Below are 25,748 nucleotides of genomic sequence, written 5' to 3'. Positions count from 1 at the left end.
ATCCGGAGGCGCCATGCGCCGTTTGATCACCGCTGCACTGCTGTCGTTTCCGCTGCTGTGTTTCGTTGCTTGTTTTGCCGGGCTGGCGCAAGCCGCCACCGACAAGCCCGACACGCCGACCATCGACGCGGCGCTGAAGACCGCGGTCGAGCGCCAGGCGCCGGTGATCGTCGATTTCCAGGCGCCCTGGTGCTACTCCTGCTACTTCATGGCCAAGCATGTATTGGTCGGGCCGGAATGGGAAAAGATCGAGCACAGGACCGTGGTCGTCGAGCTCGATGCCGACAGCCCCGAGGGCGCTTACTGGAAGAATCTCTGGGGCGTAAAGGCGCTGCCGAGTTACGTGATCCTGAAGCCTGACGGCGCCGAACTGGGCCGCATCCTGGCCGAGCAGACCCAGCCGCAGTTCTTTGCCCAGGTGAACGACATCCTCAAGCGCAGCTCGACGCTGGACGATCTGAAAGCCGCCGCGGCCAAGGGCGGCGCCGGTGGCTTGAAGACCGCGCGCGAAGCGCTCGCCGTGTATCGCGCGCGCTACGATGAATCCGGTCTTGCCTGGTACGCGAGCCTGCCGGCCGATGCGCGCAAGCAGTACGACGCCGATCCGGCGATCGCCCTGCTGATCGAGCGGCTCAAGCTGCTGCAGGCGTCCAAGCTCGGCGACGTCGCGCTGTGCGAATCGATCGCGCCGAAAGTCTTCGCCGGCGATCTGGGCTGCGAGCGTCCTTACGAGATCGACCGCTGGAGCGCCTGCACCGAGAAAGCCTCGCCGGAAAGCCGCAAGGCGGTGTTCGCATCGCAAGTGGTGCCGATGAAGAAGCTGGTCGACACCGGTGTGTTCGGTGCCAAGCAGTCCGCACTGTGCGCCGACAAGCGCAGCGCGGTGCTCGGCCTGGCCGACGTCTACGAAGGCACGGGACAGGATGCCGAGCGCATCGCGGTGCTGCGCAAGGCGGTCGCGCAGCTCAGCAAAGCCGCCAGCGCGCATCTTGCCGACGATCGCAATGCGGCCGACAACTGGCGCGTGTATCTGGAGGTGCTGAAGGACAATGCGGCGCTGGACCTGCTGTATCCGAAGCTGATCGCCGCGTATCCGGACGACTACGTCTATGCGTTCCGCTACGGCCGCAACCTGCTGGCGCGCGGCCAGGCGCAACAGGCGCTGCCGTATCTGGAGCAGGCCAGCGAGAAGGCCTATGGCCAGAACCGTCTGAAGGTGGCCGAGCAGCGCGTGATCGCGTTGAAGGCGCTGAAGCGCGACGCCGAGGCGCGCACCGTCGTCGCCGAAGCGCTGAAGGCCAACGGCCCCTGGTTTCCGGAAGACACCGCGCATCTGAAAGCCGCTCTGTAGGGCGGGTCGCGACCCGCCGTTTTGGATTTTGTTGCGCTGGCGAAACGGCGGGTCATGACCCGCCCTACAGGCGATCTGACTTGCCTATTGGCCGCCCGGGCGCTCCAATACGCGCCCCCGATCAAGCCGTAGCGACTTTTACGTGACCACACAGCCTGAAACGACGGCCCGATTGCTGGTGACCTGCCCGGACCGCCCCGGCATCGTCTCGGCCGTGACCACTTTTCTGTATCACCACGGCGTCAACATCACCGAGCTGGATCAGCATTCCTCCGATCCCAGTGGCGGCAAGTTCTTTCTGCGCCTGGAATTCCAGACGCCGAACCTCGACCTCACGCGCGATGCACTGCTGCGCGCGTTCGGCGACGTGGTCGGCAAGCGTTTCGAGATGGACTGGCGCATCGCCTTCGCGGCCGACAAGCCGCGCATGGCGATCCTGGTGTCGCGCCACGATCATGCGCTGCTGGAACTGCTGTGGCGTTACGCGCGCGGCGAGCTGCGCGTCGAGATTCCGATGGTGGTGTCGAACCATGCCGATCTGAAGGCGGCGGTCGAAGGCTTCGGCGTGCCGTTCCAGCACGTCGCGTTTACCGCCGAGACTCAGCAGGCAGCCGAGGCGCAGATGCTGGCGGCACTGCACGGCAAAGCGGATTTTGTCGTGCTCGCGCGCTACATGCGGATACTGTCCGCTGACTTCGTGCAGCACTACACCAGTCGCATCATCAACATCCATCACTCGTTTCTGCCGGCGTTCCCGGGCGGCGATCCCTACCAGCAGGCCTACCAGCACGGCGTCAAGCTGATCGGCGCGACCGCGCATTACGTGACCGCCGAACTCGACCAGGGCCCGATCATCGAGCAGGACACCGCGCGCGTTTCGCATCGGCATTCGGTGGATGACCTGAAGCGCCTCGGCCGCGACATGGAGCGCCAGGTGCTGTCGCGCGCGGTGCGCTGGCATGTCGAGGACCGGATCATCGTCGACGGCAACAAGACCGTGGTGTTCGCATGAGTGCACTGCGACACGGTGTCTGCCGCGTAGCGGCAGCGGGTGCGGGAGCAGGGCAGCAGGCTCACGCATCCGAGCCTCACACATACGAAAAGGTACGCCAGTGAGCCTGCGTTCCAGAGTCTTCGAAAATCCGCGCCTGTTCCGCGTAGTGATGAGCCTGTACCCGCCGTACCTGGGCGCCGGCATTAGAGTCGTCCATGTCTCCGATAACTTCGGCGAAGTCGTCGTCGAGCTGCGCGAGTCCAAGCTCACCGGCAATGCTTTCGGTACGCATTTCGGCGGCAGCCTGTACTCGATGACCGATCCGTTCTACGCGCTGATGCTGGTCGCCCGGCTGGGCCCTGACTACCTGGTCTGGGACAAGGCCGCGCAGATCGATTTCGTGCGGCCCGGCACCGGCACCGTGACCGCGCGCTTCGTGCTCAGCGACGAGCAGGTCGAGGAAGTACGCGCCGCCACGCTCAACGGCGGCAAGTTCGAGCCGGTTTACAGGCTCGATATCCGCAACGCGAGCAACAAGGTCGTCGCCCGCGTTACCAAGACGCTGCATATTCGCAAACGCGCGTAGGTCGGCAATCCCTTGCCGACGTGAGGCTCGCGTTACGCATCGAAGGTACACGTCGGCAAGGGATTGCCGACCTACGTCTCCCAGGCGATTTTCGAGCGCGTCTGCGCCTCGCGCTGCAGCAATGCCGCATAGCGCTTCTCGACTTCGCTGCGCTTGATCTTCATCGTCGGCGTGGTCAGGCCATTGTCGATGCCCCAGGTGTCGTTGACGATGACGATCTTGGCGATCTTCTCGTGCGGCTCCAGCGTGGCGTTGACCTCGTCGAGGTCGGCGATCAGCCGCGCTTCGATCTCCGCATGCGGGCGTGACTTGGCGGCCGCCGACAAAGTCGCCAGCATGATCGGCTGATTCAGTCCGGTGCCGATGAAGCACAACTGGTCGAGGTCCGCATTGCGCGCCAGCGCGCCCTCGATCGGCGAGGGCGACACGTACTTGCCCTTGGCGGTCTTGAACAGATCCTTCACGCGGCCGGTGATGTACAGATAGCCGTCTTCGACGCGGCCCTGGTCGCCGGTTTTCAGATAACCGTCGGCAGTGAAGGTCTCGCGCGTCTTGTCCGGCTCCTTGTAATAGCCGGCCATCACCGCGTCGCTTTTGAACAGGATCTCGCCGTCGTCGGCGATTTTCAGCCCGGCGCCGGGCATTTCGCGGCCGACGCTGCCGACACGGTTCGCATGCGGCAGGTTCACGGTCGCGTAGATCGAGTTCTCGGTCATGCCGTAGCCCTGCAGGATCGTCACGCCGAGCCGGGCGAACCAGTTGGTCAGCGGATCGGGCATCGGTGCGGCGCCGACGATGATGTAGCGCGCGCGGCTCAGGCCCAGGCCTTTGCGGATCTTGCGCCTGATCAGTGTCGACACCAGCGGAATGCCGAGCAGCTTGTCGAGCTTGGCCTGCGGCAGTTTTTTAAGAATCGCCGCCTGCATGCGCGTGTAGACCAGCGGCACGCCGAAGAAGCGCGTCGGCTGCACGTCGACGATCTGCTCGCCGAGCTTGTCGATACTCTCCAGGAACCAGACCTCCGCGCCGAGATACAGGCTGGTCAGCTCCACCGCGCCGCGTTCGAACATGTGCGCCAGCGGCAGGTAGCAGAACAGGCGCTCGGTGCCGACCGGCGGCATCGCCTTCAGGCCGCCGGCGGTTGCGAACAGGCTGTTCTGCTGCGTGATCATCACGCCCTTGGGTTTGCCGGTGGTGCCCGAGGTGTAGACCAGCGTGCTCAGCGACTCCGGCGCCGGCGGCGTGTAGCCGTGCATCGGCACGTGGGCGGCGATCAAGTCATCCCAGTCGAACTCGCCCTTGGGCGCGGCCGGATACGGGAAGCGGACCGTGCGCGTGCCGGCCGGTACCGCGCGCATGAACTCGTCGGCGTCGCTCATCGGCCCCAGGAACAGCGCGCGGGACTCGCTGTGCTCGAGTATGTAGGTGACGTGCTCGGCCTGCTGCTTCGGATACAGGCCGACGCTGACGTAGCCGGCCATCGTGATCGCCATGTCCGCCAGGAACCAGTGTGCGGTATTCAGCCCCGAGATCGCGATCCGCGCGCCCGGCGCAAGGCCCAGGCTGTGCAGCGCGCTCGCCATGCGCCGCACCTGCGCGTCGGCTTCGCCCCAGGTGGTGCGCTGCCACTGGCCGCCGTGTGGCTGGAACAGCCACGGCGCGTTGGGGCGGCGCTCGGCCCAATGCATCAGCATCTGCACCGGGTTGCGGTGATCTTTCATGGTCTCCTCCATGTGAGGTTTTGGTAAACGCTGATCCGCGACGCTCCGCCATCGAATCCCGACATCTTATCGAGCCCGGCGGCCGGCGCGAGTGCCCTTGGACTTGGGTCGCGGGCGGTGCCGGTGGACGGGCTCCTTGCCGGCTCGCACAATCCGGCCGGCAAGGACGCATCGCAGGAACCATCTGCACAGTATTCAGGGGGAGTACGCGCATGAAGATTGTGTATGGAGCGCTTTGGGTGCTCGCGACGCTGGCGGCGTATCTGCTGCTGTGGCCGGTGGCGATCGAGCCGCTCGCATGGCAGCCGTCGCCGCTCGCCGCGTCTACGCCCAACGACAAGCTGCGCGGCATCCAGCGCATTGAGCCAAGCCTGACCGGCTTTGCCGGCCCCGAGGGGATTGCGCTCGACGCCCAGGGCCGCGTCTACGCCGGCCTGAGCGATGGGCAGCTGCTGCGGTTCACTGCGGATTTTTCCGGCTGCACCCTACTCGACAACACCGGCGGCCGTCCGCTGGGGCTCGCCGTGGCGGCCGACGGCAGCCTGTTGATCGCCGATGCGCGCAAGGGCCTGATGGGCCTGTCCGCCAATGGTGAGCTGCGCGCGCTCAGCGACGCTGCCGACGGCAGCCGGTTCGGCTTCACCGACGATGTCGACGTGACGCATGACGGCCGCCGGGTGTATTTCACCGACGCCTCCTCGCGCTTCGGCTACGGCCACCATATGGACGATCTGCTCGAGCACGGCCGCAGCGGGCGCCTGCTGCGCTATGACTTCGAAACCGCTGCGACGCAGACCCTGTTGCAGAACCGGCCGTTCGCGAACGGCATCGCGCTCGGGCCCGACGAGGCTTACCTGCTGTTCGCCGAGACCTGGGAATACCGCGTCACGCGCTACTGGCTGAGCGGAGACAAGGCCGGGCAGACCGACACGTTTACCGACAATCTGCCGGGCTTCCCGGACAATCTGAGCTTCAACGGCCGCGATCGTTTCTGGGTCGCGCTGTATTCGCCGCGCGACGCGATGCTCGACCAGTTCCTGCCGACGCCCTGGCTGCGCAAGATCGTCGCGCGGCTGCCGGAAGCATTGCGACCGAAGCCGGCCAAGGTCGCGCACGTCGTCGGTCTCGACCTCGACGGCCATATCGTGGCCGATCTGCAATACGCCGGCGCCGACGCCTACGGCTTCATCACCAGCGTCGAGGAGCGCGACGGCTGGCTGATCTTCGGCAGCCTGTCGAACACCGCGCTCGGACGCATCCGCCTGGAAGACGCGCTGGCCACCGGGCCCGGCAAGGCGCCGCAAGCGCCGCTGCATCCGGGCTGCGATGCCGGATGACGCGATGAACTTTTCCGAGTATGTCCAGCACGACGCGCTGGGGCTCGCTGCCCTGGTTCAGCGCCGCGAAGTCAGCGCGGCAGAGCTGCTGGAAGCCGCGCTGCAGCGCTGCGCGGAAGTCAATCCGAAGATCAATGCGCTGACGATCCCGATGACGGCTCAGGCCCGTGCGCGCTCGAGCGAATCGGTGAGTGGGCCGTTCGCCGGCGTGCCGTTCCTGATCAAGGATATCGGCCAGCATTACGCCGGCGTGCCGACCACGCAGGGATCGCGCGCCACGCGCGAGCATGCGCCGGCCGAGCACGCCGAGGTCACGCGCCGCTTCCTGGCGGCCGGCGTCACCATCTTCGGCAAGACCAGCACGCCGGAGCTGGCGCTGAAAGGCGTCACCGAGCCGGCGCGTTTCGGCATCTGCCGCAATCCCTGGAATCTGGATCGCACACCGGGCGGCTCGTCCGGCGGCGCGGCGGCCGCAGTGGCGGCCGGCATCGTGCCGATGGCCGGCGCCAGCGACGGCGGCGGATCGATCCGCATCCCCGCTGCCTGCTGCGGGCTGTTCGGCTTGAGACCCTCGCGCGGCCGGGTGCCGGCGGGGCCGACGCAGGGCGAGATCTGGGACGGCGCCTCGAGCGAGCATGTGCTGACGCGCAGCGTGCGCGACAGCGCGGCGATGCTGGACGCACTGCAGGGCGCCGACGTCGGCGCGCCCTTCGTGATCGCGCCGCCACATGAGCCGTATCGGGATGCGATGCAGCGCGCGCCGGGCCGGTTGCGCATCGGCTACACCACGCGCTCGCCGATCGGCACGCCGGTGGATGCCGAATGCGTTGCCGCGATCGAAGACACGGCACGCCTGCTGCGCGATCTCGGCCACAGCGTCGACGCCGCCGAGCCGCAGATCGACGGCATGCAGCTGGCACGCGCCTACCTGCACATGTACTTCGGCCAGACCGCGGCGACGCTCGCGCAGATCCGCGCGCAGACCGGTGCGTCGGCCAGCGAATTCGAGCTGGAAACGCGCGTGCTGGCGCTGCTGGGCGACAGCTTGAGCGCGGGCGAATACGTCGCATGGCGCGGCCAGTGGAACGACTTCGCACGCGCGCTCGGCCGCTACTTCCAGAGTTGGGATCTTTACCTGACGCCGGTGCTGGCGACGCCGCCGATCGCGGTCGGCGGGCAGCTGCCGGCCTGGCAGCGGCTCGCTTTGAAACCGCTGCTGGCGATGGGCGCGAGCCTCGGCGTCGGTGCCTTGCTCAGGCGCAGCGGCCTGGTCGAGGAAATGGCGGTCGACAGCCTGCGCCATGTGCCGTTTACGCAGCTGTCGAATCTGACCGGAACGCCTTCGATGTCGGTGCCGCTGCACTGGACGCAGGACGGCTTGCCGCTGGGCACGCAGTTCATCGCGCCGTTCGGCCGCGAGGATAGGCTGCTGCAACTGGCCGCGCAGCTGGAGCAGGCGCGGCCGTGGTTCGACAAACGAGCGCCGCTGTGATTTTGGAACTGTAGGAGCGGTCCTTGACCGCGATGGTGTCGGTGCCGCCTCAATCGCGGACAAGGTCCGCTCCTACAGTTGCGGATCGAGCGTGGCGCAGCCTCAACCGCGCGGCTTGAAATCCTCGAAGCGCCTCGCCATGTCGCGGAAGTAGGCCTTGTCGCTCTCGCTTTCCGCCGCCGGCACCTGGATCAGGATCGTGACGAACTCGTCGCCCGGTGTCGTGCCCGGCAGGCCGCGGCCCTTGAGCCGCAGCTTGCGGCCGCTGGCCGCGCCGGGCGGCAGCGCGAGCTCGACGGTGCCGCCGAGTGTCGGCACATCGATCTTGCCGCCGAGCGCTGCTTCCCACGGTGAAACTGCGACATTGACCTGGATGTCGCGGCCCTCGACCTTGAACTGCGGATGCGGCGCGAACTCGATTTCCAGCAGCAGATCGGCGCCGCGGGCGCCCTGGTCGGCAAGACGGATGGTCTGGCCGGCGGTCACGCCCTTGGGGATCTGCACGTTGAGCGTGCGGCCGGTCGACAGGCTCACCTGGCGCGAGCCGCCGTGGTAGGAGTCTTCCAGGCTGATGCTCAGTTTGGCGCGCTGCGGATGGCCGCCCACGGCTTCGACGTCGTCGAAATCCGCCGCTCCGCCGAATCCCGCGCCACCCATGCCACCCATGCCACCGGCCGCGGCGTTGCCGAACAATGACGAGAAGAAATCGGAGAAGCCCGCATTGCCGGCGTCGGTGCCGCCGGTGCGACGGCCGCGCCCAGCTGCGCCGCGAAAGTTCTGCTCCCAGCCCGGAGGCGGCTGCTGCGCACCGGCTTTCCAGTTCGGGCCCAGAGTGTCGTAGGCCTTGCGCTTCTCCGGATCGGACAGCACCTCGTTGGCTTCGTTGATCTGCTTGAACCGATCCTCGGCGCCCTTGGCCTTGTTGCGGTCAGGATGAAATTCGCGCGCGAGCTTGCGAAAAGCCTTCTTGATTTCGTCAGGCGTGGCGGAGCGGGCGACGCCGAGGGTTTTGTAATAGTCCTTGTAATCCATATGACAAAGTATGTTACAGATCGAAAAGGAACGGGGCGCCGAAGCGCCCCGTGATGTTGCCGTACATCTGGTTTTACCGGAGCGAGCGCGTTGCCGCGACTCGCGCGGGCTCAGACCTTGACGCTAATCCGCCGCGGCTGCACCTGCGCGCGCTTCGGGATCGACACTTCGATCACGCCGTTCTTGCCGCTGGCCGACACCGAATCGCCATCGACGGTGTCCGGCAGCGTGAAGCGGCGATGGAAGCGGCCGCTGGCGCGCTCGCTGCGGCGGCGCTCGACGCCCTGCTGCTCGACCGCGGCAGCGCGCGAACCCGACAGCGTCAGCACGCCTTTCTCCAGCGTGACTTCGATGGTCGCCGGATCGACGCCGGGGACGTCGGCGGTCAGCACGAACTTGTCGGCGTACTCTTCGATGTCGACCGGGGGCGCCCAGTCAGCGGTTGCGGAAGTGGAGGCGTCGTTCGCGCTGTTGCGATCGAGCAGGCGGCTCACTTCGTTGAGGAATTCGTGATTGACGGACCACGGTTGATAACGCGCCAGAAATGCCATTTTGAATCTCCTTGTTGAGAGCGGTGTGTCCGGGGGGCTTCGTCCCGTGCAGCAGAACTTAGGGTGGCTGGCGCAGCTTTCAAGAGCCGAGTCAAGCGCGAGCACAAGTGTCGGCGGGCACTGCCGTATACTCCCGCGCCTTATGACGCCCGACCCTCTCCAGAATTGGTACCCGTACAGCTGGCAAAACCACCCAGCCGTGCAGCAGCCGACCTATCCCGATCCGGCTGCGCTGGCCGACGCGCTCGAGCGCCTGTCGCATCTGCCGCCGCTGGTCACGTCCTGGGAAGTGGAGACGCTGCGCGCGCAGTTCGCCGAAGCCGAAGCCGGCAAGCGCTTCGTGCTGCAGGGCGGCGATTGCGCCGAAAGCTTTGCCGATTGCCGGTCCGAAATCATCGCCAATCGCCTGAAGGTTCTGCTGCAGATGTCGCTGGTGCTGGTGCACGGTCTGCGCGGGCCGGTGACGCGCGTCGGCCGCTTTGCCGGCCAGTACGCCAAGCCGCGTTCGGCCGATACCGAGACGCGCGACGGCGTGACGCTGCCGGCGTATCGCGGCGATATCGTCAACGCGCCGGCGTTCACCTTGGAGGCGCGCCAGCCGAACCCGGAGCGCCTGATCGAGGCGCATGCGCGCTCGGCGATGACGCTCAATTTCACCCGCGGCCTGATCGACGGCGGCTTCGCCGATCTGCATCACCCGGAATACTGGGATCTGGACTGGGTCGGCCATTCGATCCTGGCGGTGGACTACCAGAAGCGCGTCGACGCGATCGGTGATTCGCTGCGCTTCATGGAGACCCTGGCCGGCAACGCGATCCATGAATTCAGCCGCGTCGATTTCTTCAGCAGCCATGAAGCGCTGCTGCTGGCGGGCGAGGCGGCACAGACACGGCAGGTGCCGCGCAAAAGCGGCTGGTACAACCTGTCCACGCATTTTCCGTGGATCGGCATGCGCACCGCGGCGCTGGATGGCGCGCACGTCGAATACTGTCGCGGCATCCGCAATCCGGTCGGTGTGAAGATCGGGCCGTCGATCGACATCGAATGGCTGCTCGGCTTGTGCCGCACGCTGAATCCGGACAAGGAGCCCGGCAAGCTGGTGCTGATCCATCGCATGGGCGCGGCCAAAATCGCCGAGCATCTGCCGCGGTTGATCGATGCGGTGCGCGGCGCCGGGCACCGCGTGCTGTGGCTGTGCGACCCGATGCACGGCAACACCCAGACCACGTCGACCGGCATCAAGACACGCCGCTTCGACGACATTCTGGCCGAAGTGCATCTGTCCTTCGATCTGCATCGCGCCGCCGGTTCTCATCTGGGCGGCGTGCACTTGGAACTCACTGGTGAAGACGTGACTGAATGTCTGGGCGGCGCACGCGATCTGACCGAAGCGGATCTGGCGCGTGCCTATCGCTCGCAGGTCGATCCGCGTTTGAACTACGAGCAGGCGCTGGAACTGGCGCTCGAGATCGTGTCGCGTCAGCGGCGCGCAGCGTGAGCGCGCTGCAGATGAGCGCCTTCGTTGAAACCCTGCACGATGTGTTCGCCGAGTTCGGCGCGATCAACACGCGCCGCATGTTCGGCGGGCACGGCATTTATCGAGACGGCCTGATGTTTGGCCTGGTGCAGGACGACGTGCTGTATCTGAAGGCCGATGCGCAGAACCAGGCGAGCTTCACCGAAGCCGGGCTCGAGGCCTTTCAGTACGAGCAGAAGGGTCGCCGCGTGCGCCTGTCCTACTTCAAGGCGCCGCCGGCGATTCTGGACAGCCCGAGCGAGGCCGCGGTCTGGGCGCGCCGTTCCAGCGAAGCGGCGTTCCGCACACGTCCGCCGACACGCCGCTAAACGTAGGTCGGCAATCCCTTGCCGACGTGTACCGTCGATGCGCAACGAAGGCCGCACGTCGGCAAAGGATTGCCGACCTACTGGGTGATCGCTTGCGCGTCATTCAGCCGGTACAGAATCCCGGTCGGGTCGTCGGTCACCAGCTCCAGCACACCGTCGACCACCATCGGATCGGCGGTCGATGCGACCGCCTGGGTCGAGTGCACCTCGATCACCGTCGTCGAGCCCGGCACCGCGTGAAAGAAGCAGCTCGGCGGCGATGCCGACAGCAGGAAATGGCCCTGTCTGGCGGCGGTTTCCAGCGGCAGCATGAAGCCGGCGACCTTGATCCGCTGGCCCGCCAGCCGGGTCAGCGAAGGCGAGAACGCCGGCGTGGTGCCGGCCGCCGGCTGCGCGCCATCCTTGCCGTCCATCAGCACATCCCAGGGCGTCAGATCCTGTTCGCGGATGCCGAGCGCCGCCAGCGCGCCGCTGTCCGCAGCCGGCAGTACCTGCAGCAGCACCACGCGCGTCTGGCCCGCGGCGCTGATCGCGATGCGGTCGCGGCCGGCGTGCTCGGCGTAGACCTGCACGTCGGTTTCGCCATCGACGTCGGAACGCGCCGCCGACAGTGTCAGCGGATTTTTCTGCGACGAGCTGACATGCACCTCGTGCCCGGCCATCGGCTCGCCGTCACCGTTGTAGAGCGCGACGTTGATCGGCACCATCTCGCGCACCCGCGCATTGATCAGCAGCCGCGAGTGATCCTCGATGCCGGTCTCGGAAGTCAGCTGCATGTCGGTGTCGGAACCGGCGCCGCCGTCAACTTCGTCGCCATCGGCCCCGGCCAGCTGGCTGAAGATTTTCTGCGCACGGCGCATCCAGCGGCGCCAGCCGCCGACCGGCGCCTGCACCTCGTCGCCGTGGAACGAGAAGTCGGGTCCGGAGGTGTCCTGCACCATCACCGGCGCGGCCGGATCGTCGGCAGGCGCCCGGAGCAGAACCATCAGGCTGAGCACCGCCGCGAGCGCTAGCACTCCGGCCCCGGTTTTTCTGCGGCTGATCTTCAGTGTCGTTTCCGTGTGGATGGGCCGGCCCGGGATCGGGCTGCTCCCTCAGAACCCCGGCGAGTCTGGCGGTTCCATCGGCTGCCCAATATGACGCCAGCGGCATATCTATTGCTGCCCGTTTGCCTTCGTTCAAAGCAGGAAGCCCCACTGATGCGCCGGTATCGCTCCTTTGTGTTGAGCCCGTTCGTGGCGGCCGCGATGGCCTTTGGCGCCGGCGACGCCGAGGCGGCGAATCTGGCCGAGCTGATGGCCAGCGTGCCGGCGCCGCCCAAGGACATGGCGACGACGATGAACTGGGTGCAGAACGGCCAGATCATCGAGCCCGGCTATCTGCAACTGAAGGCGGCGATCGAAGCCGAGCGCGCCGCCGAGGCCGCGCTCAATGGCGGCACGCCGCCACTGATGGGTACCGCACCCAGCCCCAATATCCCGGAGGCGCCCGAGCTACAGGCCGCGATCCGCGGCTACGACGCCTACCTCAACGACAATTCCGGCACCAAGGAGCCGAAGGCGGCGCTGGCCAAGCGCACCCGCTGGCTGCAGGCGGCGATGGGCGAGCCGACGCTCAAGCTGTTCGAAAAGTGGAAGCCCTGCCCGTATCCCTGCCAGGACGCGGCGATCAATGCGGCCAACGCGCCGTTCGAGGCGCAGAAGCAGGAGATGGTCGAGCGCGATCTGCGCACCTGGACCTCGCTGTTCACGGACTGGAAGACCACGCGGTCCGCGATCGTGAACCGGGCGTCGGCGCAGATTGCTGCCGCCGGCGACGGCAGCAAGGCGGCGACGCCGGACGGCAAGTCGGCGATGGCCCAGTACCGTGCGGCGATCCTCAAGGAAGTCGAGCTGACTTTGTCGATCACCGAGCTGGCAGTGCGCCGCACCGACGCAATCGCGCGCAACGCGGTCGACGCGATCAGCAGCTCGACGCGCAACAAGGCCAAGGAAGAGGAATACAAGGCGCAGCACAAGAAGTAGCCGTGATCGTAGGCAATCCTGAGGCCGTCGGATGGATTTTCAGCGGCCAACAAAAAAGCGGCCAAAGCCGCTTTTTTGTCGATGCCCGGAGTGGGGTGGCGACTCCTGAAAGTCGCCACCTGGTCAAGCTTAGGGCTTGGTCGTGACGCTCCAGGTATCCTGGACGCCGTTGGCATTGAGCACGCAATTGCTCGTGGTGTTCCTGGTCGTCGCCGACTGCACCAGCAGCTTGATTTTGTCACCCGGTATCAGGTCGCCGCTGGTAACCGCGCTGCCGCCTGCGATTTGCATCGTGCATGCCGTGCCGGTCACTGCCACCGGAATCGTCACGTTGAATCCGGTCAGCGTCACTCCCAGCTTCACGGTTTGATTAAGGCCGACGCCGGTCTTGTCCGTCAGGGTGTAGGCGTCCGGCGTCGTGTCGGCCAGCGTGGTCAGCGTGTAGCCGCTGGTGTAGGTGCCGACGGTCACCTTGGCCTTGATGGCCTTGTTGGCCTTCGGCGCAGCGGTCAGCTGCAACTGCAGCGTATCGCCGTTGGTAATGGTGCCCGCATCCTTGGTGAAGGCGCCGCCGTTCTTCGAGTACATCGCCGAACTGTCACCGGAAATCGACACCGGCACCGGCTCCGAAACACCGGTGATGGTGACGATACTGGAAGCCTGCACCGTTCCCGGCTGTGCCTGCTTGCTGCTGAACTTGAACGCATCCGGCGTGTAGTCGACAAACGGCGTGAAGTCTTCCGTCACGCCGGTCAGGTCGCTGCTGTCGCGTGCCGGCGAGATCGCATTTTTGCCGCTGCCGCGCGCCGCGAAGCCCGCCGAGCAGACTGCGTAGTCGTAGGCGTTTGCGGCCTTGACCACGGACAGGATGGCGTCGCGCGCCTCGGTGTAGGTCGAGTCGGCAGGCGTCATCTTCAGGCCGCCAATGATGTAGTCCATCATCCGGCTGCGGGCGGTGTCGAAGCTCAGGCCCGGCTCATTGAGGATGCCGGCATAGCAGTTCCACACCTCGTTGGCCCAGATTTCACCGGCATTGTGGACCTCAGAGTTGCTGGTGCCCGGGCCGCCGTCAGGCGTCGGCTCGCCGTCGGCGATGTGCTTGAGCGTAAATGCGTTCGTGGCGAAATCGGTCGAATACGGCGCCCTGCGGATGCCGCTGTAGAAGTTGTTGATCACATAGCCGGCCAGTCCGTAAGCGCCCTGGTACGCGTTGTTATTCGGCGCACTGCGATCGTCGGCACGGACTGAAACCATCAGCGCATCGATGTCGCCCCAGCCTTCGCTCATCGCACCGGACTGCTGGTTGCTCGAATCGGTCAGGCGGTGGTGCACGTAGTGGAAGTACTCATGACCGACGATCTGGTTGTCGAGCGTGCCGTCGAGATCGGTCGAAGCGATGCGCTGAACGTGCATCGCCGTCGCGCCGGCGGCGATCGCCGTCTTGATCGCGGCGGCGGCGTCCTTGCGGATCATCACCGACGGGATCTGGTAAATCAGGTCGGTGGGGCTGGCGCCGACATTGATCGGAATATCGCCATTGCCCATCGTGATCGGATCATTGTTATCGTTGTTGACGACCACCATCGCAATGGCGCCGGACGCCAGCGCGAACGCCGCCTTGTTGGTGAAGTTGCAGTTGCCGCGATCGATCAGCGCGATTTTGCCGAGCAGCGACAGCTGCGGCGGCGCCGGGACCGTCGGGATCAGGCCGGTGCCGAGCGGATCCGGAATCGGTTCTCCGCAACCGTCGGTCGGTGATGTGCCGGCACCATCGGCGGCGAGCACCACGGCGCCGGTGACGTCGAACTCGGTGGGGCCGAAGCTGGCGCCGCTGAACTTCAGGGTGCCGCTGTCGGACGGCGTCAGTTCACGCACGTCGCCGGTGATGGGACCGTCGAACAGGTACTGCTGCATGGTCGGCGACGAGCCGTCGGCCGGCGTCGACATGTTGGCGTTGTTGCGGCCTGAGCCGTCCTGGCCCTGGGCCTTGATTGGATCGCCTTCGACACCGCCGCGGCCGTAGTTGCTGGTCTGCGCGTTGCCCGCGGCTTCGTTGAAGCCGTGGTCGTACCACCAGTCATGCAGGAAGTTGTTCAGGTAGAACAGGCTGACCACCGCGCCACCCTTGGCTGCCGGCGTGCTCGGATCGGCGTCCGGCGTGGCGACGTAGTCGAAGGTGTGGTCCGAGCTGGGGGTGCCGCGCATGTCGCCGAGCTGCGGATCGCAGGTGTTCAGCGGCGTCGACACAATACCGTCGACGGCGGTGTCGTTGGTGTCGAGGCAGGCATCGACGTTGTTGCCCAGGGTCTCGCTGGCGTCGTCGGCGAGCCAGGGGTTGGCGTCCGGGTTGGAGATCGGACCGGCGACCAGCGTGACCAGGTTGGGCATCGCCGGTGTCGGCATGCGGACGATGGTGTCGGCGGGGTTGGTCGATGGGAACGGCGTGTAGCCATTGCCCAGCGGCTGGTCGAAGACCTGGTAGGGCGATGTGGTGTCCGCGAACATGCGATAGGTGAAGGGCGCCGGTGCGTCGCTGGCGCTCAGGTTGCGGCGATGCAGGACCTTGCCGGTGCCGGCCGATACCACCATCGAGTAGGCGCTGAGCGCACCGTTGGAACGCGCCGCGGCGAAGATTTCGACCAGGTAGGCCGGCAGCAGCTTGCCGCTGGCGGAGGGGTAGTAGATCTTGCGGACGCGCGGTTCGCGCTCGAAACCATGGCTGCCGCGAACCGGCGACGTCAGCGAGAACAGCTCGTACTCGCCGCGCGTCGCGCTGTGTACCAGCGTCAGCGGATCGATCACACCACCCAGCGCAGCCCAGGCCCTGGACACGGCGACAGCCGGGCTGAGCGTGAACGTGGTCGCGGGGGCGGGATAGCCGTTGGCGAAATAGCCGGACGTGGCGACCGGCTTGTTGTTCCGGTCGAGCAGCACGCTGATGTAGCGCTGGAACACCTCAATGCCGTTGACGCGCTGGCGCAGGCGAACCACTGCCGGGCCGGCACCGTTGTACTGGGCGTCGCTGACCTGGGCGTCGTCGATCATCGCCGGGCTCAGCTTCAGCGCGGCCGCTTCACTGCGCAGATGGGCGCGCGCGCTGGCGGCGAGCAGGTCCCGGGTCGAACCCAGGGCGCCGACCGCGATCGGTGCCGCATGGGTCTTGGCCCAGAGGAAGGTCGGTGTGCCGAGCGTCGCGTCGAACAGCGCCGACTGGTGCCGGCCACTGTAGTCGGCCGCCGGAACCGGCAGATTGCGGCCCGCGGTACCGGCGCGGAAGGCGTCGATATCAGCCAGGCGCGGCGCGAGTTCCGGGTTTACCGGGATTGTGCGGGCCTGATAGGCGGCATGGGTAATCACCGAGCTGTCGGGACTCGCAGCTGCCGCGGTCGCCGCGGCTATCGACATCGATGTGAGCAATACGAGTGCACTGCGTTGCATTGGGTGAATCCCTTTAAGTTTTTTAGGAAACGCCTGCGCCGGCTCGTATTGAGCCGTGGCCTTGCGGTGAACTGCGGATGGCGAAGCGATAGGCGGGCAGAATCCAGACGAGCCGGACCTGAATGGCGCGTCATAAAAGCGTGATCCGTACCATCCTGCGCAGGTCTCGCCCTGAGTGGAGTGGGAAAATTCACTTAGGGAGGTGCAATGGGCCAGTTTTACTGACGTAGTCGGCGTCGTTGTCCTTGATCCGCTGCAAGCGGGCAATGTGTCCGATCGAGCGTAAAGTCGAACCGCCGACTTCGCGTATCCGTTCGTCGATCGGATCGGTCATCGCGTAGATCAGTCCGCCTGCTCGTTCGGCAGCAGATGGTAGTCGCGGAAGTGGGGGCCTCTCATGTGCCAGTGGAAGTGAGCATCGGGCCTGGGTTTCAGCACTGATGTGCAGCTGGCCGCCAGCGACGGCAGCAAGTCGGCGATGGCGCAGTACCGCGCGGCGATCATCCTCAAGGAAGTTGAGCTGAGCTTGTCGATCACAGAGCTGGCAGTGCGCCGCACTGACGCAATCGCGCGCAACGCGGTCGACGCGATCAGCAGCTCGACGCGCAACAAGGCCAAGGAAGAGGAATACAAGGCGCAGCACAAGAAGTAGCCGTGATCCGTAGGCAATCCTGTTGCCGACAGGCTCAAGCGATCAGCGCGCACTGAGTAGGTAGGGGTGAGCGCGGCGAACCCCAACATCGGCGCGGAACCCCGTTGGGGTTCGCTGCGCTCACCTCAACCTACATGCTCTGACTCAACGGCCTGCGGCCTTTGCTCACCCGACGGCATACGCAGCCCCGATTACGCATCGGCTCCACATGTCGGTCATGTCGGTTTGCACGTCGGCAAGGGATTGCCGACCTACACCAGCTCCTTCGCCGTCAGCTCGTTCTTCAGATACGCATAGTAAATCGGCGCGGCGACCAGGCCGGCGATGCCGAATGTGGCTTCGAGTACCAGCATCGCCATCAGCAGTTCCCAGGCGCGCGCGCGGATGCGTGAGCCGATGATGCGGGCGTTGAGGAAGTATTCGAGCTTGTGGATCACGATCAGGTAGCTCAGCGAGCCGACCGCGACCAGTACCGAGTTCGACAGGCTGACCAGCACGATCACTGCGTTGGAGATCAGGTTGCCCAGCACCGGCAGCAGGCCGCAGACGAAGGTCACCGCGATCAGGGTTTTGGTCAGCGGCAGTTCCACGTGCATCAGCGGCAGAACCACGCCCAGGTACAGCCCGGTGAACGTGGTGTTCAGCGCCGCGATCCAGAACTGCGCAAACACCACGCGGCGGAACGAGTCGCTGATGCGCTCGGCGCGTTCGCTCAGCGCCGCCGCCAGCGGCCGCTGCGTGGTCGCGACGGTGGCTTCGCGCAGCGATACCAGGCCGCCGATGACCATGCCGACCAGCGCATGCACCAGCGCGCGGACGAAGTTGGTGCCGGCGCCCTGCAGCATGCTGGCGTTCTCGCGCAGATAGCGCGACAGCGCGGCGCGCAGATCGTCGGCGGTTCCCGGCACGTAGGTCAGCATCCAGGCCGGCAGCCGGTTGCGCGATTCGTCGATGATCTGCGCGAGCTTTTCCAGCAGTGCCGACAGATCGCCGGCCTGGCTGCGGAAGAACGACAGCGCGCCGAGAATCAGGCCGGTCAGCGCGGTCACCACCAGCACTGCGATCAGCGCGACGACGATGATCTTGGCTAGGTCGGCCTCGATCGGCCGCGAGCGGATGAACGGTGCCAGCCCGCGCACCAGCTCGTAGACCAGCAGGCCGCCGAGCAGCGCCGGCAGCAGATGCAGTTGCAGTACCGCGACCAGTCCGATGCCGGTCAGCGCCCAGGTGGCGATATCGATGCGTTGCGTGGCGGTGCCGGGCAGCGTCATCGGCGGGTCTCGCTGTCACTCATGAAGGGCGTGCTCAATGGTGGTCGTGGCTGTGGTTCACATATTTCAGCAGCATGCCGAAGAACTGGCGGCCGCCGCGCCGCAGCAGCGAGTGCGCGGTCAGCAGGCAAACCGCCAGCAGCGGCAGGGTCTGCAAGTTTGCGATCGTCGAGCCGGAAGAGGATAGCGGCAGGCTGCCGGCCGGCAGCAGCTTTTGCGCCGCCAGGCCGATCGCCAGGCTCGACACCAGCGAGACCGCGCCGAAGCCGGTCGCCAGCGCGCGGCCATGCATCCGCGCCAGGCCGGCCAGCAGCGCGGGGCTCAGCAGCGGCCCGACCAGCAAAAACACCAGCACCGGCCCGGAGCCGAGGCCGGATGCCATCAGCAGCGCCGCGATCGGAGTCGCCGCCAGCGGGTTGCCGGCGAACGCAAGGCCGAGCACTGCGAACAGCGGCAGTTGCAGCAGCAGCGGCAGGCTGGTCCAGGGCGCCTGCTGCAGCCAGGGTGCGGCCAGTGCGGCGAACAGCAGGCCGGCCAGCAGCCAGGGCGCGTCGCGATCGACCCGGGCCAGCAGGTAGCCGCGGACGCTGTTGTCGATGCGCTTGGGCGGCGGCACCGACAGCGGCGCGGCCGCCGGCGTCATCGGCGTGAACCGCGCGGCGCCGGCGGCCATCGGCCGGAACACCCGCAGCGGCGCGTCGCGGAACAGCCAGGCCAGCGGCAACGCCACCAGCATCGCGATCAGCAGCGCCGCGGCGGCGCGCGCCGTTGCGAGCTGCCAGCCGAGCAAGGGCCAGCCGACCAGCAGCACCGACAGCCCGAGCAGGCTGGCGCCGGTCAGCCAGGCCAGGCTCGCCGGCAGCGGCACGCCGGCATTGGTGCGCAGCAGGTGTTCGGGCAGCGGCTCGCCGGATTCGCTCTGCAGCAGGCCGCTCAGCAGGCCGCCGAGGCGCGAGCGTGTCGGCTTTACGCGGCGCTGGCTGTGGGCATGCAGGCTGCCGCCGATCCAGGCCAGCATCAGCACCGGTGCGACTTGGCGCGCCAAGTCGATCAGCCGGTCGAGAAAGCCCTGGTGGCTGTGGTGGCCTTCCGGGTGCAGGTTCTCGAGCAGGATCAGCGCGGCCAGCGCCGCCAGGTTACCCAGGCCTTCGAACGGCGGCCGCGCGATGCGGTGCGCCGAGGTGTCGCCGAGATGCGGGCGGCCGAACACCACGTGCAGGATCGAGCCGGCGACCAGGGCCTGCAGCCAGGCCCAGCCGGTGGCGCCGAGCCAGCCGCTGACCGGCCCGGCGTAGGCATAGCCGATGATCGTGCCCAGGCACATCGCGGCGATCGCCAGCGCCGGGAACAGCGCGCCGAACACCGGGTACAGCAGCCACCAGACCATCAGGCCGACCGGCACGCTGTGCACCGCGATCGCCAGCGCCAGGGCGATGTTGGGCTCATCACCGCCGGCGGCCGCGCCGGGCAGCGGCGCCAGCGCGGTGCCGTCGCCAATGCTGTGCAGCACCAGGCCGGCCATCGCCAGCACCAGCGCCGCGACGTGGGCGCGCTTGGCGTGATGCAGTTGATGCTCGAGCAGGCTGGGGCCGAGCGCGCCGAGTGCCAGGAACACCAGCGAGGCATAGCCGCCGGATTGCAGCGTGTCGGGCAGCACTTCCAGCATCACCAGGCCGCTGATCGCGACCAGCACGAAGCCGTCGAGGAAGGCCAGCACCGCCGGCCGCTCGCGCGCCGCGCCATACAGCAGCGGGCCCGACAGCAGGGCCAGCAGAGTCGCTGATAGCAGCAGGAGATTCATCGGCGAAGAGGGCCAGCAGACGATCACGCCCGGCGGGTCGTTCGTCCGGCGATTGTTTTGTTGAGTATCCGGTTGCGACATTGTACCCGCGACTGCATTTATGGCCTGATGGCGCACATGAAAACCCTGCTCGTGACCGGCGCCGCCGGCTTTGTCGGCTACCACCTGAGCCGCCGCCTGCTGGACCGCGGCGACCGCGTGATCGGCATCGACAACCTCAACGACTACTACAGCGTGCAGCTCAAGCGCGACCGGCTCGCACAGCTCGAGGGCCGGCCCGGCTTCTCGTTCGCCCCGGTCGATCTGGCGGATGCGGCGGCGCTGAACGCGGTGTTCGCCTCAGCGAAGTTCGATGGCGTGATCAATCTCGGTGCGCAGGCCGGCGTGCGTTATTCGCTGACCCATCCGCAGGCCTATGTGCAGAGCAACCTGGTCGGCTTCGCCAATATTCTCGAAGCCTGCCGCCATCACGGGCTGCCGCCGCTGCTGTACGCATCCTCGTCCTCGGTGTACGGCGCCAACGAGAAGATGCCCTGGGCCGTGGCCGACAACGTCGACCACCCGGTGTCGCTGTACGCGGCGACCAAGAAGTCCAACGAGCTGATGGCGCATACCTATGCGCACCTGTACGGCCTGGCCTGCACCGGCCTGCGCTTCTTCACGGTCTACGGCAGCTGGGGCCGGCCGGACATGGCCTACTTCAAGTTCACCAAGGCGATCCTGGCAGGCGAAGCGATCGACGTCTACAACCACGGCCGCATGCAGCGCGATTTCACCTATATCGACGACGTCGTCGAAGCCGTGGTGCGGCTCACCGACCGGCCGGCGACGGGCAACCCGGACTGGAACGCGCAGGCGCCGGACCCGGCGAGCAGCCGCGCGCCGTACCGCGTCTACAACATCGGCAACCACCAGCCGGTGGAACTGCTGGACTTCATCGCGGTGCTGGAGGACGTGCTGGGCCGCAAGGCGACGATGAACCTGCTGCCGATGCAGGCCGGCGACGTGGTCGCCACCTATGCCGACACCGCCGCGCTGCAGCGCGACGTCGGCTTCGCGCCGGCGACGCCGATCGCGGAAGGCCTGCGCCGCTTCGCCGACTGGTATCGCGGCTACTACGGCGGCTGAGCATGGCGGTGCCGCGCACGCGCAGCCTGTTGGAATCAGCGATGCAGCGCGCGCGCGTCGTCCGGCACATCGACATCGTCTGCTTCATCGTCGACGGTGCGGGCGCGATGATCGTGCCGATGGCGGATTTCGTGCAGACCCAGAAATGGGCCTCGGCGCGCATCGCCAGCGGCAATGCGCTGAACGACCGCGGCCGCCTGATCGAGCGCTGGCTGGTGCTGGTATCGCGTCCCGGCAGCATCGCCTCGACGCGCGGCCATCCGCGCCAACTGGAGGCGATCGCACGCTCGATGCGCGCCGCCGGCTATGACCTCAACGAATGGTCGCTGCCACCGGAGATCAGGAATCCACCGCGGCCGATCGACCAACTGGGCACGCGCAAGCCGGTTGAGCCGGATGAGGAGGCGCCGCCCGCGTAGGTGGGGGTGAGCTTGCGAACCCCAACATTCGTTCCGCGCCGATGTTGGGGTTCGCAGGCTCACCCCAACCTACGGCCTAGCGCTTCGGCAGCTTGTCGCGCACCGGCTTCATCGCCGGCCCGCTGAGCTTGGCCGCGCGCGCCGCCTCGACCAGCGCCGCATCGAATGGCGTGTAGTTCTTGGCAGGCTGGTTCAGCGTGCCGGTGACGAAGTTCAGCAGATCGACGATTTCCTCGATCTTCAGGTGAGCGAAGCCCGGCATCAGGCCGCCCATGTACGAGGCGCCACCGACCTCGATAGTGCCGAACAGGCCGTGCGTCAGCACCTGCGCCAGGTATTCGCGGCCGGCCGGCGTCGCGGCCCAGGCCGACAAGCCGGTCAGCGGCGGATACATGCCCTCGACGCCGCTGCCGTCGGCCTGGTGGCAGCCGGAGCACTGTGTCGCGAACATCTCGGCGCCGGGGTCGGCCATCACAGCTGGCGCCGGCAGGCTGATCGCCAGCAGCAGCGCGCAGCGGCGCACAAATATTCGGGTCATCGCGGATCTCCATAGCCATCGTCGAGCAGCAGCGCGCGCGCCGACTCCGGATCGGTCAACGGGCTACGTCTGGCGGTCGCAACCTCGGCCAGCGTGAACGGCGTGTAGCGCTCGCCGCCGGGAATCAGTGCCGGCAGCATCCAGTTGAGGATCGTCCGCACCTGCTGCTGCGTGGCGATCGACATCGCCACACCCGGCACGCGCAGCGCGTAGCCGCGGCCGGCGGCCGTGCTCAGCAGCAGCGGCAGCGAGGCGCGCAAATCCGGAATCTGCGGCGGCATGCCGCGTGCGTCCCGGCCGTGGCAGCCGGAGCAGTTCAGCGCGTAGAGCGTCTCGCCTTCGGATGCGGAACTGGCCGTGGCGATCGATAGCAGCGCCACCACCACCGTAGCCCGGGCGAAACCCGGGAAGACGCTCACGGCACTCAGCCGGCGCGGCCGATCACGCGCGCGATCGAGCAGTTGTAGAGCATGGTCGGCGCACCGAAGCACCAGATGATGTCGTTGTTGCGCTGCGGCGAGTAGATCGGCGTCTGGCCCTCGTTGCGCCAGCATTCGCAGCGGCTGCAATCGCCGGTGCCGCAGCAGTCGTTGTACGCGATCAGATAGGTCAGCCCATCGGCCGGGTTCATACAGCTGCCGACCCAGGCCGTGGCCGAGGCGGTGGTGCCGGGCGGGCACAGCGCCGGCCCGCCGCCGCAGCAATTGCACAGGTAGCCGTCGATGCCGCAATAACGCCAGTACTCGCAGTCGCTGGGATCGTCGCTGGGGCCATCGGATGCGCCCATCGTCGGCACTTCACTCGGCACTTCACTCGGCACTTGACTGGGCGGCTCGGCGGCGTTGGCGCGGCCGCTGCGATCGATCGGCAGCAGCGGCGCCGCGGCGGTCGCGGTCAGCACGCCGGCCAGGCGCGCCAAAAAGCCGCGCCGCGAGCGCCGCTGGGCCGCGTTGCGCGTCCAGCTTTCCGTCAGGTCGTCGAACTTGCTCATGGCTGGGCCTTGCGGTGGCGATATTCCTGGATCGAGGCGACGCCGAGCGTCTCCACGTTCAGCAGGCTTTCCAGGTGTTCGCGGGTATTGGTCAGGCCTTTCGCCAGCACGCGGCCCTGGGCATCGAGCAGCACGCCGAACGGCAGTCGGCCGATCTGGTACTGGATGCCGACGGCGCTGCTGACCACGTAGCTGGCGTCGCTGACGCCGGTGATTTCGCGGAACGCGGTGTGGTCGGCCATGGGGCCGTCGCTGATCAGCACCAGGTCGAGGCCTGCGCGTTCTTCGCGCGCCAGCGACAGCGCCGAGGGCATCAGCTTCTTGCACACCGGGCAGGTCGGCGAGGTGAACAGCAGCAGGCTGCGCTTGCCGTTGCTGTTGGCGCCGCCGATTTTCATCGGCAGGCCGGCGTCAGTGTTGACGTCGAAGGCCTGCGCGTATTCGCCGACGTTGGGGCCGTGATGCGTCATCAGCGCGCCGACCGGCGTGATGCGCTCGTGCAGCAGGCCGATCTGCCGCGCCAGCGCGAACACGACGATGGCGAGGGCGACGAGCGCGACCAGGCTGATGCCCTGGGTGACGGCGAGCACGATGAAGGGAGTGTCCATGTCCGGTCCTTAGAGCGACGATCGAAGATCAGTTGAGGCGCGGCGTCGCCGCGAGTTGGCGCCAGCTCAGTGCGATCAGCGCGATCAGCAGCGCCGTCACTGCGCAGACGCCGGCTTCCAGCGGCGCCGTCGCCGGCAGCAGCATCGAGGCGCCGCTCAGAACCGACAGCGCCACGGCGCGCGCCAGGATCACGCGAGCATGCGAGCGCCGCGATCCGAACTGGCAGCCGCAGTCGAAGCGGCTCACGCCCAGCGCCCAGTTGATCGCGACCACGAGCGCGAACAGTGCGAACAGCGCCGCAGCTAGCAGTGCCGCAAACGCATCGAACAGCGGCAGCACCAGTAGCGTGCCGAGCGCGATTTCAGCAGCCGGAATCACCTGCGCAATCAGCGGTTTCATCCGCAGCGGCAGCGCGCGATACATACCGAGTGCCTGCCACCACGCGACGAAAGCCCGGCGTTTGGCGAGGCCCGATCCCAGCAGCAGCGCGCCCAGAGCCGCCTGCAGTACCGCGTTCAAAATGCCGCTGATGATGTCGTGGCTCACGGCGTCAACGCCGGCACGACCATCGCGAACGGGAAGCTGCCCAGCTCTTCGACCTCGCGCAGCACCTCGCCGCTGCCCGCGTCGCAGATATAGAGCTTGATGTCGTCTTCGTTGGTCAGCGCGTACAGCAGCGGCTTGTCGTCGCCGCTGACCACGATCGAGAAGATCGGATGCTCGAACACCGCGCGGAACACGCGCTTGTGGGTCTTGCGATCCAGTGCCCAGACCTCGGTGCCGCCGGCGGTGTGCTCGTATTGCTTGCCGTCGCGCATCACCACATAGACCAGATTCCTGGCGACGCTGTACGCGATCGGCTGCCAGGCCGACGGCCACCAGTTGCCCTCGTCCTTGCCGCGCACCGGCCAGGGCTTGGCGACGTAAGTCTTCTTCGGCCCGGCCAGATCGAGTTCATGGATCAGGCCTTCGTAGGAGACAAAGACACCCAAATCCTTGGCCGGCACGGTGATGCCGTTCTGCATCAGCGGATCGGTGTTGACGTCGAAGAAGCTGGGCACCGATTGCCGCTGCGTGACTTCGCCCTTGTCGTTGAACGCGATGCGCAGCATGCCGCCATTGGCGCACAGCATCGCGAACGCGGTCGGCGCATACGGGTAGACTAGGCCGCAGCCGGCGGTCGGGATTTCGGTCAGCACCGACTTGGCAACGGTGTCGATCACCGTGACCGAGCCGGCCGGTGCCATGTTGTACTGCAAGAGATAACGGCCGCCTTCGGTGTAGTCGAACGCGCTGTTGACCGTGTACGACAGCTGGCGCTTGGCCGGGATGGCAATCTCGCCGGAGACCTGGCCGGTCTTGGCGTCGAAGATCGTGATCTGGTCGCTGCGTTTGCCGCGGACGATTTTCTCGTAGAACGTGTCGGCCGAGTAATACGACTTGCCGTCGGGTGCGAAGCGCAGCGCCGAGTTGTAGGCCCCGGGCAGGATGCCGAGCACCTTGCCGGTGTCGCCGTCGACGAAGTAGTAGCGGTTCATGACGCCGCCTTCGTAACTCAGCAGCGCCAGCGTATGCGGCGTGACCGGCGGGAATTCGGCAACTTTCAGCTCCTCCGGCGGCAGCTCGGCCGCGGCGGCCGACGCCAGCAATGCGAGCAGAAGTCCGGAAAGCGGGGCGATCCTCGCACGCATAGCGTTCTTCTTCTTGGCCGAAGGTTTGCGGTTACAAATAGCAACAGTCGCGCCAGCTTGTAGCTTGTAGGTTAACGTGAAAGAGACCTGATTTAGGGCGCAGAGGTCCCTGGCCTTTTGAGGCCATGGGAAGCGGGGTGGAGATCAGGATGCTGCGGGGATCAGGCCGTACTGAGTGAGGGCCTTGATCCAGCGAGGTGCATTGCGTTTGACGCTGAGGGCTTGGAAGTCGATGACAGTATCGCGGTAGGGCTCTTTTCGGCTGAGCATGAAGAAG

24 protein-coding genes and 2 pseudogenes are annotated in these 25,748 nt (G+C 66.6%); 11 read left to right on the top strand and 15 right to left on the bottom strand.

Annotation, left to right across the window (positions count from 1 at the left end; translation table 11 throughout):
* Positions 1–13 precede the first annotated feature (13 nt).
* The 3 genes from JWQ90_RS17210 to JWQ90_RS17200 all read left to right on the top strand — a co-directional run bounded on the left by JWQ90_RS17210 (position 14) and on the right by JWQ90_RS17200 (position 2,931).
* A complete protein-coding gene (locus JWQ90_RS17210; RefSeq protein WP_299696227.1) occupies positions 14–1,351 on the top strand; it encodes a thioredoxin family protein in 1,338 nt (445 codons plus the stop codon).
* A gap of 142 nt (positions 1,352–1,493) precedes the next feature.
* Positions 1,494–2,363 carry a formyltetrahydrofolate deformylase gene (purU, locus tag JWQ90_RS17205; RefSeq protein ID WP_299696226.1) on the top strand — a complete coding sequence of 290 codons (870 nt, stop codon included), beginning with the start codon at positions 1,494–1,496 and terminating at the stop codon, positions 2,361–2,363.
* 100 nt (positions 2,364–2,463) lie between these two features.
* Complete coding sequence (locus tag JWQ90_RS17200) at positions 2,464–2,931, top strand: DUF4442 domain-containing protein (protein WP_299696225.1); 468 nt, start codon at positions 2,464–2,466, stop codon at positions 2,929–2,931.
* Positions 2,932–3,002: 71 nt separating this feature from the next.
* Here the strand turns inward: JWQ90_RS17200 and JWQ90_RS17195 are convergent, their stop codons facing one another.
* Positions 3,003–4,652, bottom strand: coding sequence for an AMP-binding protein (locus tag JWQ90_RS17195; protein ID WP_299696224.1), 1,650 nt, complete (start codon positions 4,650–4,652; stop codon positions 3,003–3,005).
* A 212-nt stretch (positions 4,653–4,864) separates the two neighbouring features.
* Here JWQ90_RS17195 and JWQ90_RS17190 point away from each other — a divergent pair, with 212 nt between their 5' ends.
* Together JWQ90_RS17190 and JWQ90_RS17185 are read left to right on the top strand one after the other, a co-directional pair.
* On the top strand, positions 4,865–5,989 hold the full coding sequence (locus JWQ90_RS17190; protein ID WP_299696223.1) for an SMP-30/gluconolactonase/LRE family protein: 1,125 nt from the start codon (positions 4,865–4,867) through the stop codon (positions 5,987–5,989).
* 4 nt (positions 5,990–5,993) lie between these two features.
* Entirely contained in the window at positions 5,994–7,481 is a 1,488-nt protein-coding gene (locus JWQ90_RS17185; protein WP_299696222.1) for an amidase, read from the top strand.
* Between the two features lie 102 nt (positions 7,482–7,583).
* Here JWQ90_RS17185 and JWQ90_RS17180 read toward each other — a convergent pair whose 3' ends face one another.
* Entirely contained in the window at positions 7,584–8,513 is a 930-nt protein-coding gene (locus JWQ90_RS17180) for a DnaJ C-terminal domain-containing protein (RefSeq protein ID WP_299696221.1), read from the bottom strand.
* Between the two features lie 110 nt (positions 8,514–8,623).
* Positions 8,624–9,064 carry an Hsp20/alpha crystallin family protein gene (locus JWQ90_RS17175; protein ID WP_299696220.1) on the bottom strand — a complete coding sequence of 147 codons (441 nt, stop codon included), beginning with the start codon at positions 9,062–9,064 and terminating at the stop codon, positions 8,624–8,626.
* Between the two features lie 142 nt (positions 9,065–9,206).
* Between JWQ90_RS17175 and JWQ90_RS17170 the strand changes: the two genes are divergently transcribed.
* Both JWQ90_RS17170 and JWQ90_RS17165 read left to right on the top strand, forming a co-directional pair.
* Positions 9,207–10,562 carry a class II 3-deoxy-7-phosphoheptulonate synthase gene (locus JWQ90_RS17170; RefSeq protein WP_299696219.1) on the top strand — a complete coding sequence of 452 codons (1,356 nt, stop codon included), beginning with the start codon at positions 9,207–9,209 and terminating at the stop codon, positions 10,560–10,562.
* Positions 10,559–10,909, top strand: coding sequence for a TfoX/Sxy family protein (locus JWQ90_RS17165; protein WP_299696218.1), 351 nt, complete (start codon positions 10,559–10,561; stop codon positions 10,907–10,909). The genes JWQ90_RS17170 and JWQ90_RS17165 overlap by 4 nt, the downstream gene beginning before the upstream one ends.
* 77 nt (positions 10,910–10,986) lie before the next feature.
* Here JWQ90_RS17165 and JWQ90_RS17160 read toward each other — a convergent pair whose 3' ends face one another.
* Complete coding sequence (locus tag JWQ90_RS17160) at positions 10,987–11,925, bottom strand: DUF3299 domain-containing protein (RefSeq protein WP_299696217.1); 939 nt, start codon at positions 11,923–11,925, stop codon at positions 10,987–10,989.
* A gap of 183 nt (positions 11,926–12,108) precedes the next feature.
* Here JWQ90_RS17160 and JWQ90_RS17155 point away from each other — a divergent pair, with 183 nt between their 5' ends.
* Complete coding sequence (locus tag JWQ90_RS17155) at positions 12,109–12,933, top strand: hypothetical protein (RefSeq protein ID WP_299696216.1); 825 nt, start codon at positions 12,109–12,111, stop codon at positions 12,931–12,933.
* A gap of 129 nt (positions 12,934–13,062) precedes the next feature.
* Here JWQ90_RS17155 and JWQ90_RS17150 read toward each other — a convergent pair whose 3' ends face one another.
* Positions 13,063–16,371 carry a M36 family metallopeptidase gene (locus JWQ90_RS17150; RefSeq protein WP_299696215.1) on the bottom strand — a complete coding sequence of 1,103 codons (3,309 nt, stop codon included), beginning with the start codon at positions 16,369–16,371 and terminating at the stop codon, positions 13,063–13,065.
* A gap of 223 nt (positions 16,372–16,594) precedes the next feature.
* A pseudogene (locus JWQ90_RS29220) lies at positions 16,595–16,785 on the bottom strand (ferritin-like domain-containing protein); the annotation flags it as partial.
* 28 nt (positions 16,786–16,813) lie between these two features.
* Between JWQ90_RS29220 and JWQ90_RS17140 the strand changes: the two are divergent.
* Positions 16,814–17,023 (top strand): hypothetical protein, encoded by a 210-nt coding sequence (locus JWQ90_RS17140; protein ID WP_299696213.1) that lies wholly within the window; start codon positions 16,814–16,816, stop codon positions 17,021–17,023.
* Between the two features lie 251 nt (positions 17,024–17,274).
* Here JWQ90_RS17140 and JWQ90_RS17135 read toward each other — a convergent pair whose 3' ends face one another.
* Positions 17,275–18,294, bottom strand: a complete 1,020-nt coding sequence (locus JWQ90_RS17135; protein ID WP_299696212.1) for an AI-2E family transporter — start codon at positions 18,292–18,294, stop codon at positions 17,275–17,277.
* Between the two features lie 34 nt (positions 18,295–18,328).
* On the bottom strand, positions 18,329–20,095 hold the full coding sequence (locus tag JWQ90_RS17130; protein ID WP_299696211.1) for a permease: 1,767 nt from the start codon (positions 20,093–20,095) through the stop codon (positions 18,329–18,331).
* A gap of 117 nt (positions 20,096–20,212) precedes the next feature.
* Here JWQ90_RS17130 and JWQ90_RS17125 point away from each other — a divergent pair, with 117 nt between their 5' ends.
* Both JWQ90_RS17125 and JWQ90_RS17120 read left to right on the top strand, forming a co-directional pair.
* A complete protein-coding gene (locus JWQ90_RS17125) occupies positions 20,213–21,223 on the top strand; it encodes an NAD-dependent epimerase (protein ID WP_299696210.1) in 1,011 nt (336 codons plus the stop codon).
* 2 nt (positions 21,224–21,225) lie between these two features.
* Positions 21,226–21,642 carry a hypothetical protein gene (locus JWQ90_RS17120; protein WP_299696209.1) on the top strand — a complete coding sequence of 139 codons (417 nt, stop codon included), beginning with the start codon at positions 21,226–21,228 and terminating at the stop codon, positions 21,640–21,642.
* Between the two features lie 76 nt (positions 21,643–21,718).
* Here the strand turns inward: JWQ90_RS17120 and JWQ90_RS17115 are convergent, their stop codons facing one another.
* From JWQ90_RS17115 to JWQ90_RS17085, 7 genes and pseudogenes are all read right to left on the bottom strand, one after another.
* On the bottom strand, positions 21,719–22,180 hold the full coding sequence (locus tag JWQ90_RS17115) for a cytochrome c (RefSeq protein WP_299696208.1): 462 nt from the start codon (positions 22,178–22,180) through the stop codon (positions 21,719–21,721).
* Entirely contained in the window at positions 22,177–22,599 is a 423-nt protein-coding gene (locus JWQ90_RS17110) for a cytochrome c (protein ID WP_299696207.1), read from the bottom strand. Before JWQ90_RS17110 ends, JWQ90_RS17115 begins: the two co-directional genes overlap by 4 nt.
* Before the next feature lie 5 nt (positions 22,600–22,604).
* On the bottom strand, positions 22,605–23,171 hold the full coding sequence (locus JWQ90_RS17105) for a methylamine dehydrogenase light chain (protein ID WP_299696206.1): 567 nt from the start codon (positions 23,169–23,171) through the stop codon (positions 22,605–22,607).
* Positions 23,168–23,779, bottom strand: a complete 612-nt coding sequence (gene mauD / locus JWQ90_RS17100; protein ID WP_299696205.1) for a methylamine dehydrogenase accessory protein MauD — start codon at positions 23,777–23,779, stop codon at positions 23,168–23,170. Before mauD ends, JWQ90_RS17105 begins: the two co-directional genes overlap by 4 nt.
* Before the next feature lie 28 nt (positions 23,780–23,807).
* Positions 23,808–24,326 (bottom strand): MauE/DoxX family redox-associated membrane protein, encoded by a 519-nt coding sequence (locus JWQ90_RS17095; protein WP_299696204.1) that lies wholly within the window; start codon positions 24,324–24,326, stop codon positions 23,808–23,810.
* Positions 24,323–25,471 (bottom strand): amine dehydrogenase large subunit, encoded by a 1,149-nt coding sequence (locus JWQ90_RS17090; protein ID WP_299696203.1) that lies wholly within the window; start codon positions 25,469–25,471, stop codon positions 24,323–24,325. Before JWQ90_RS17090 ends, JWQ90_RS17095 begins: the two co-directional genes overlap by 4 nt.
* A gap of 144 nt (positions 25,472–25,615) precedes the next feature.
* Positions 25,616–25,748 (bottom strand): annotated as a pseudogene (locus JWQ90_RS17085) (IS110 family transposase); the annotation flags it as partial.

The sequence above is a fragment of the Hydrocarboniphaga sp. genome, from assembly GCF_028291725.1.
In the GTDB taxonomy this organism is placed as follows: Bacteria; Pseudomonadota; Gammaproteobacteria; order Nevskiales; family Nevskiaceae; genus Hydrocarboniphaga.
Note: the sequence above shows the minus strand (reverse complement) of the source record. Positions and strands in the feature narration are given on the sequence as shown.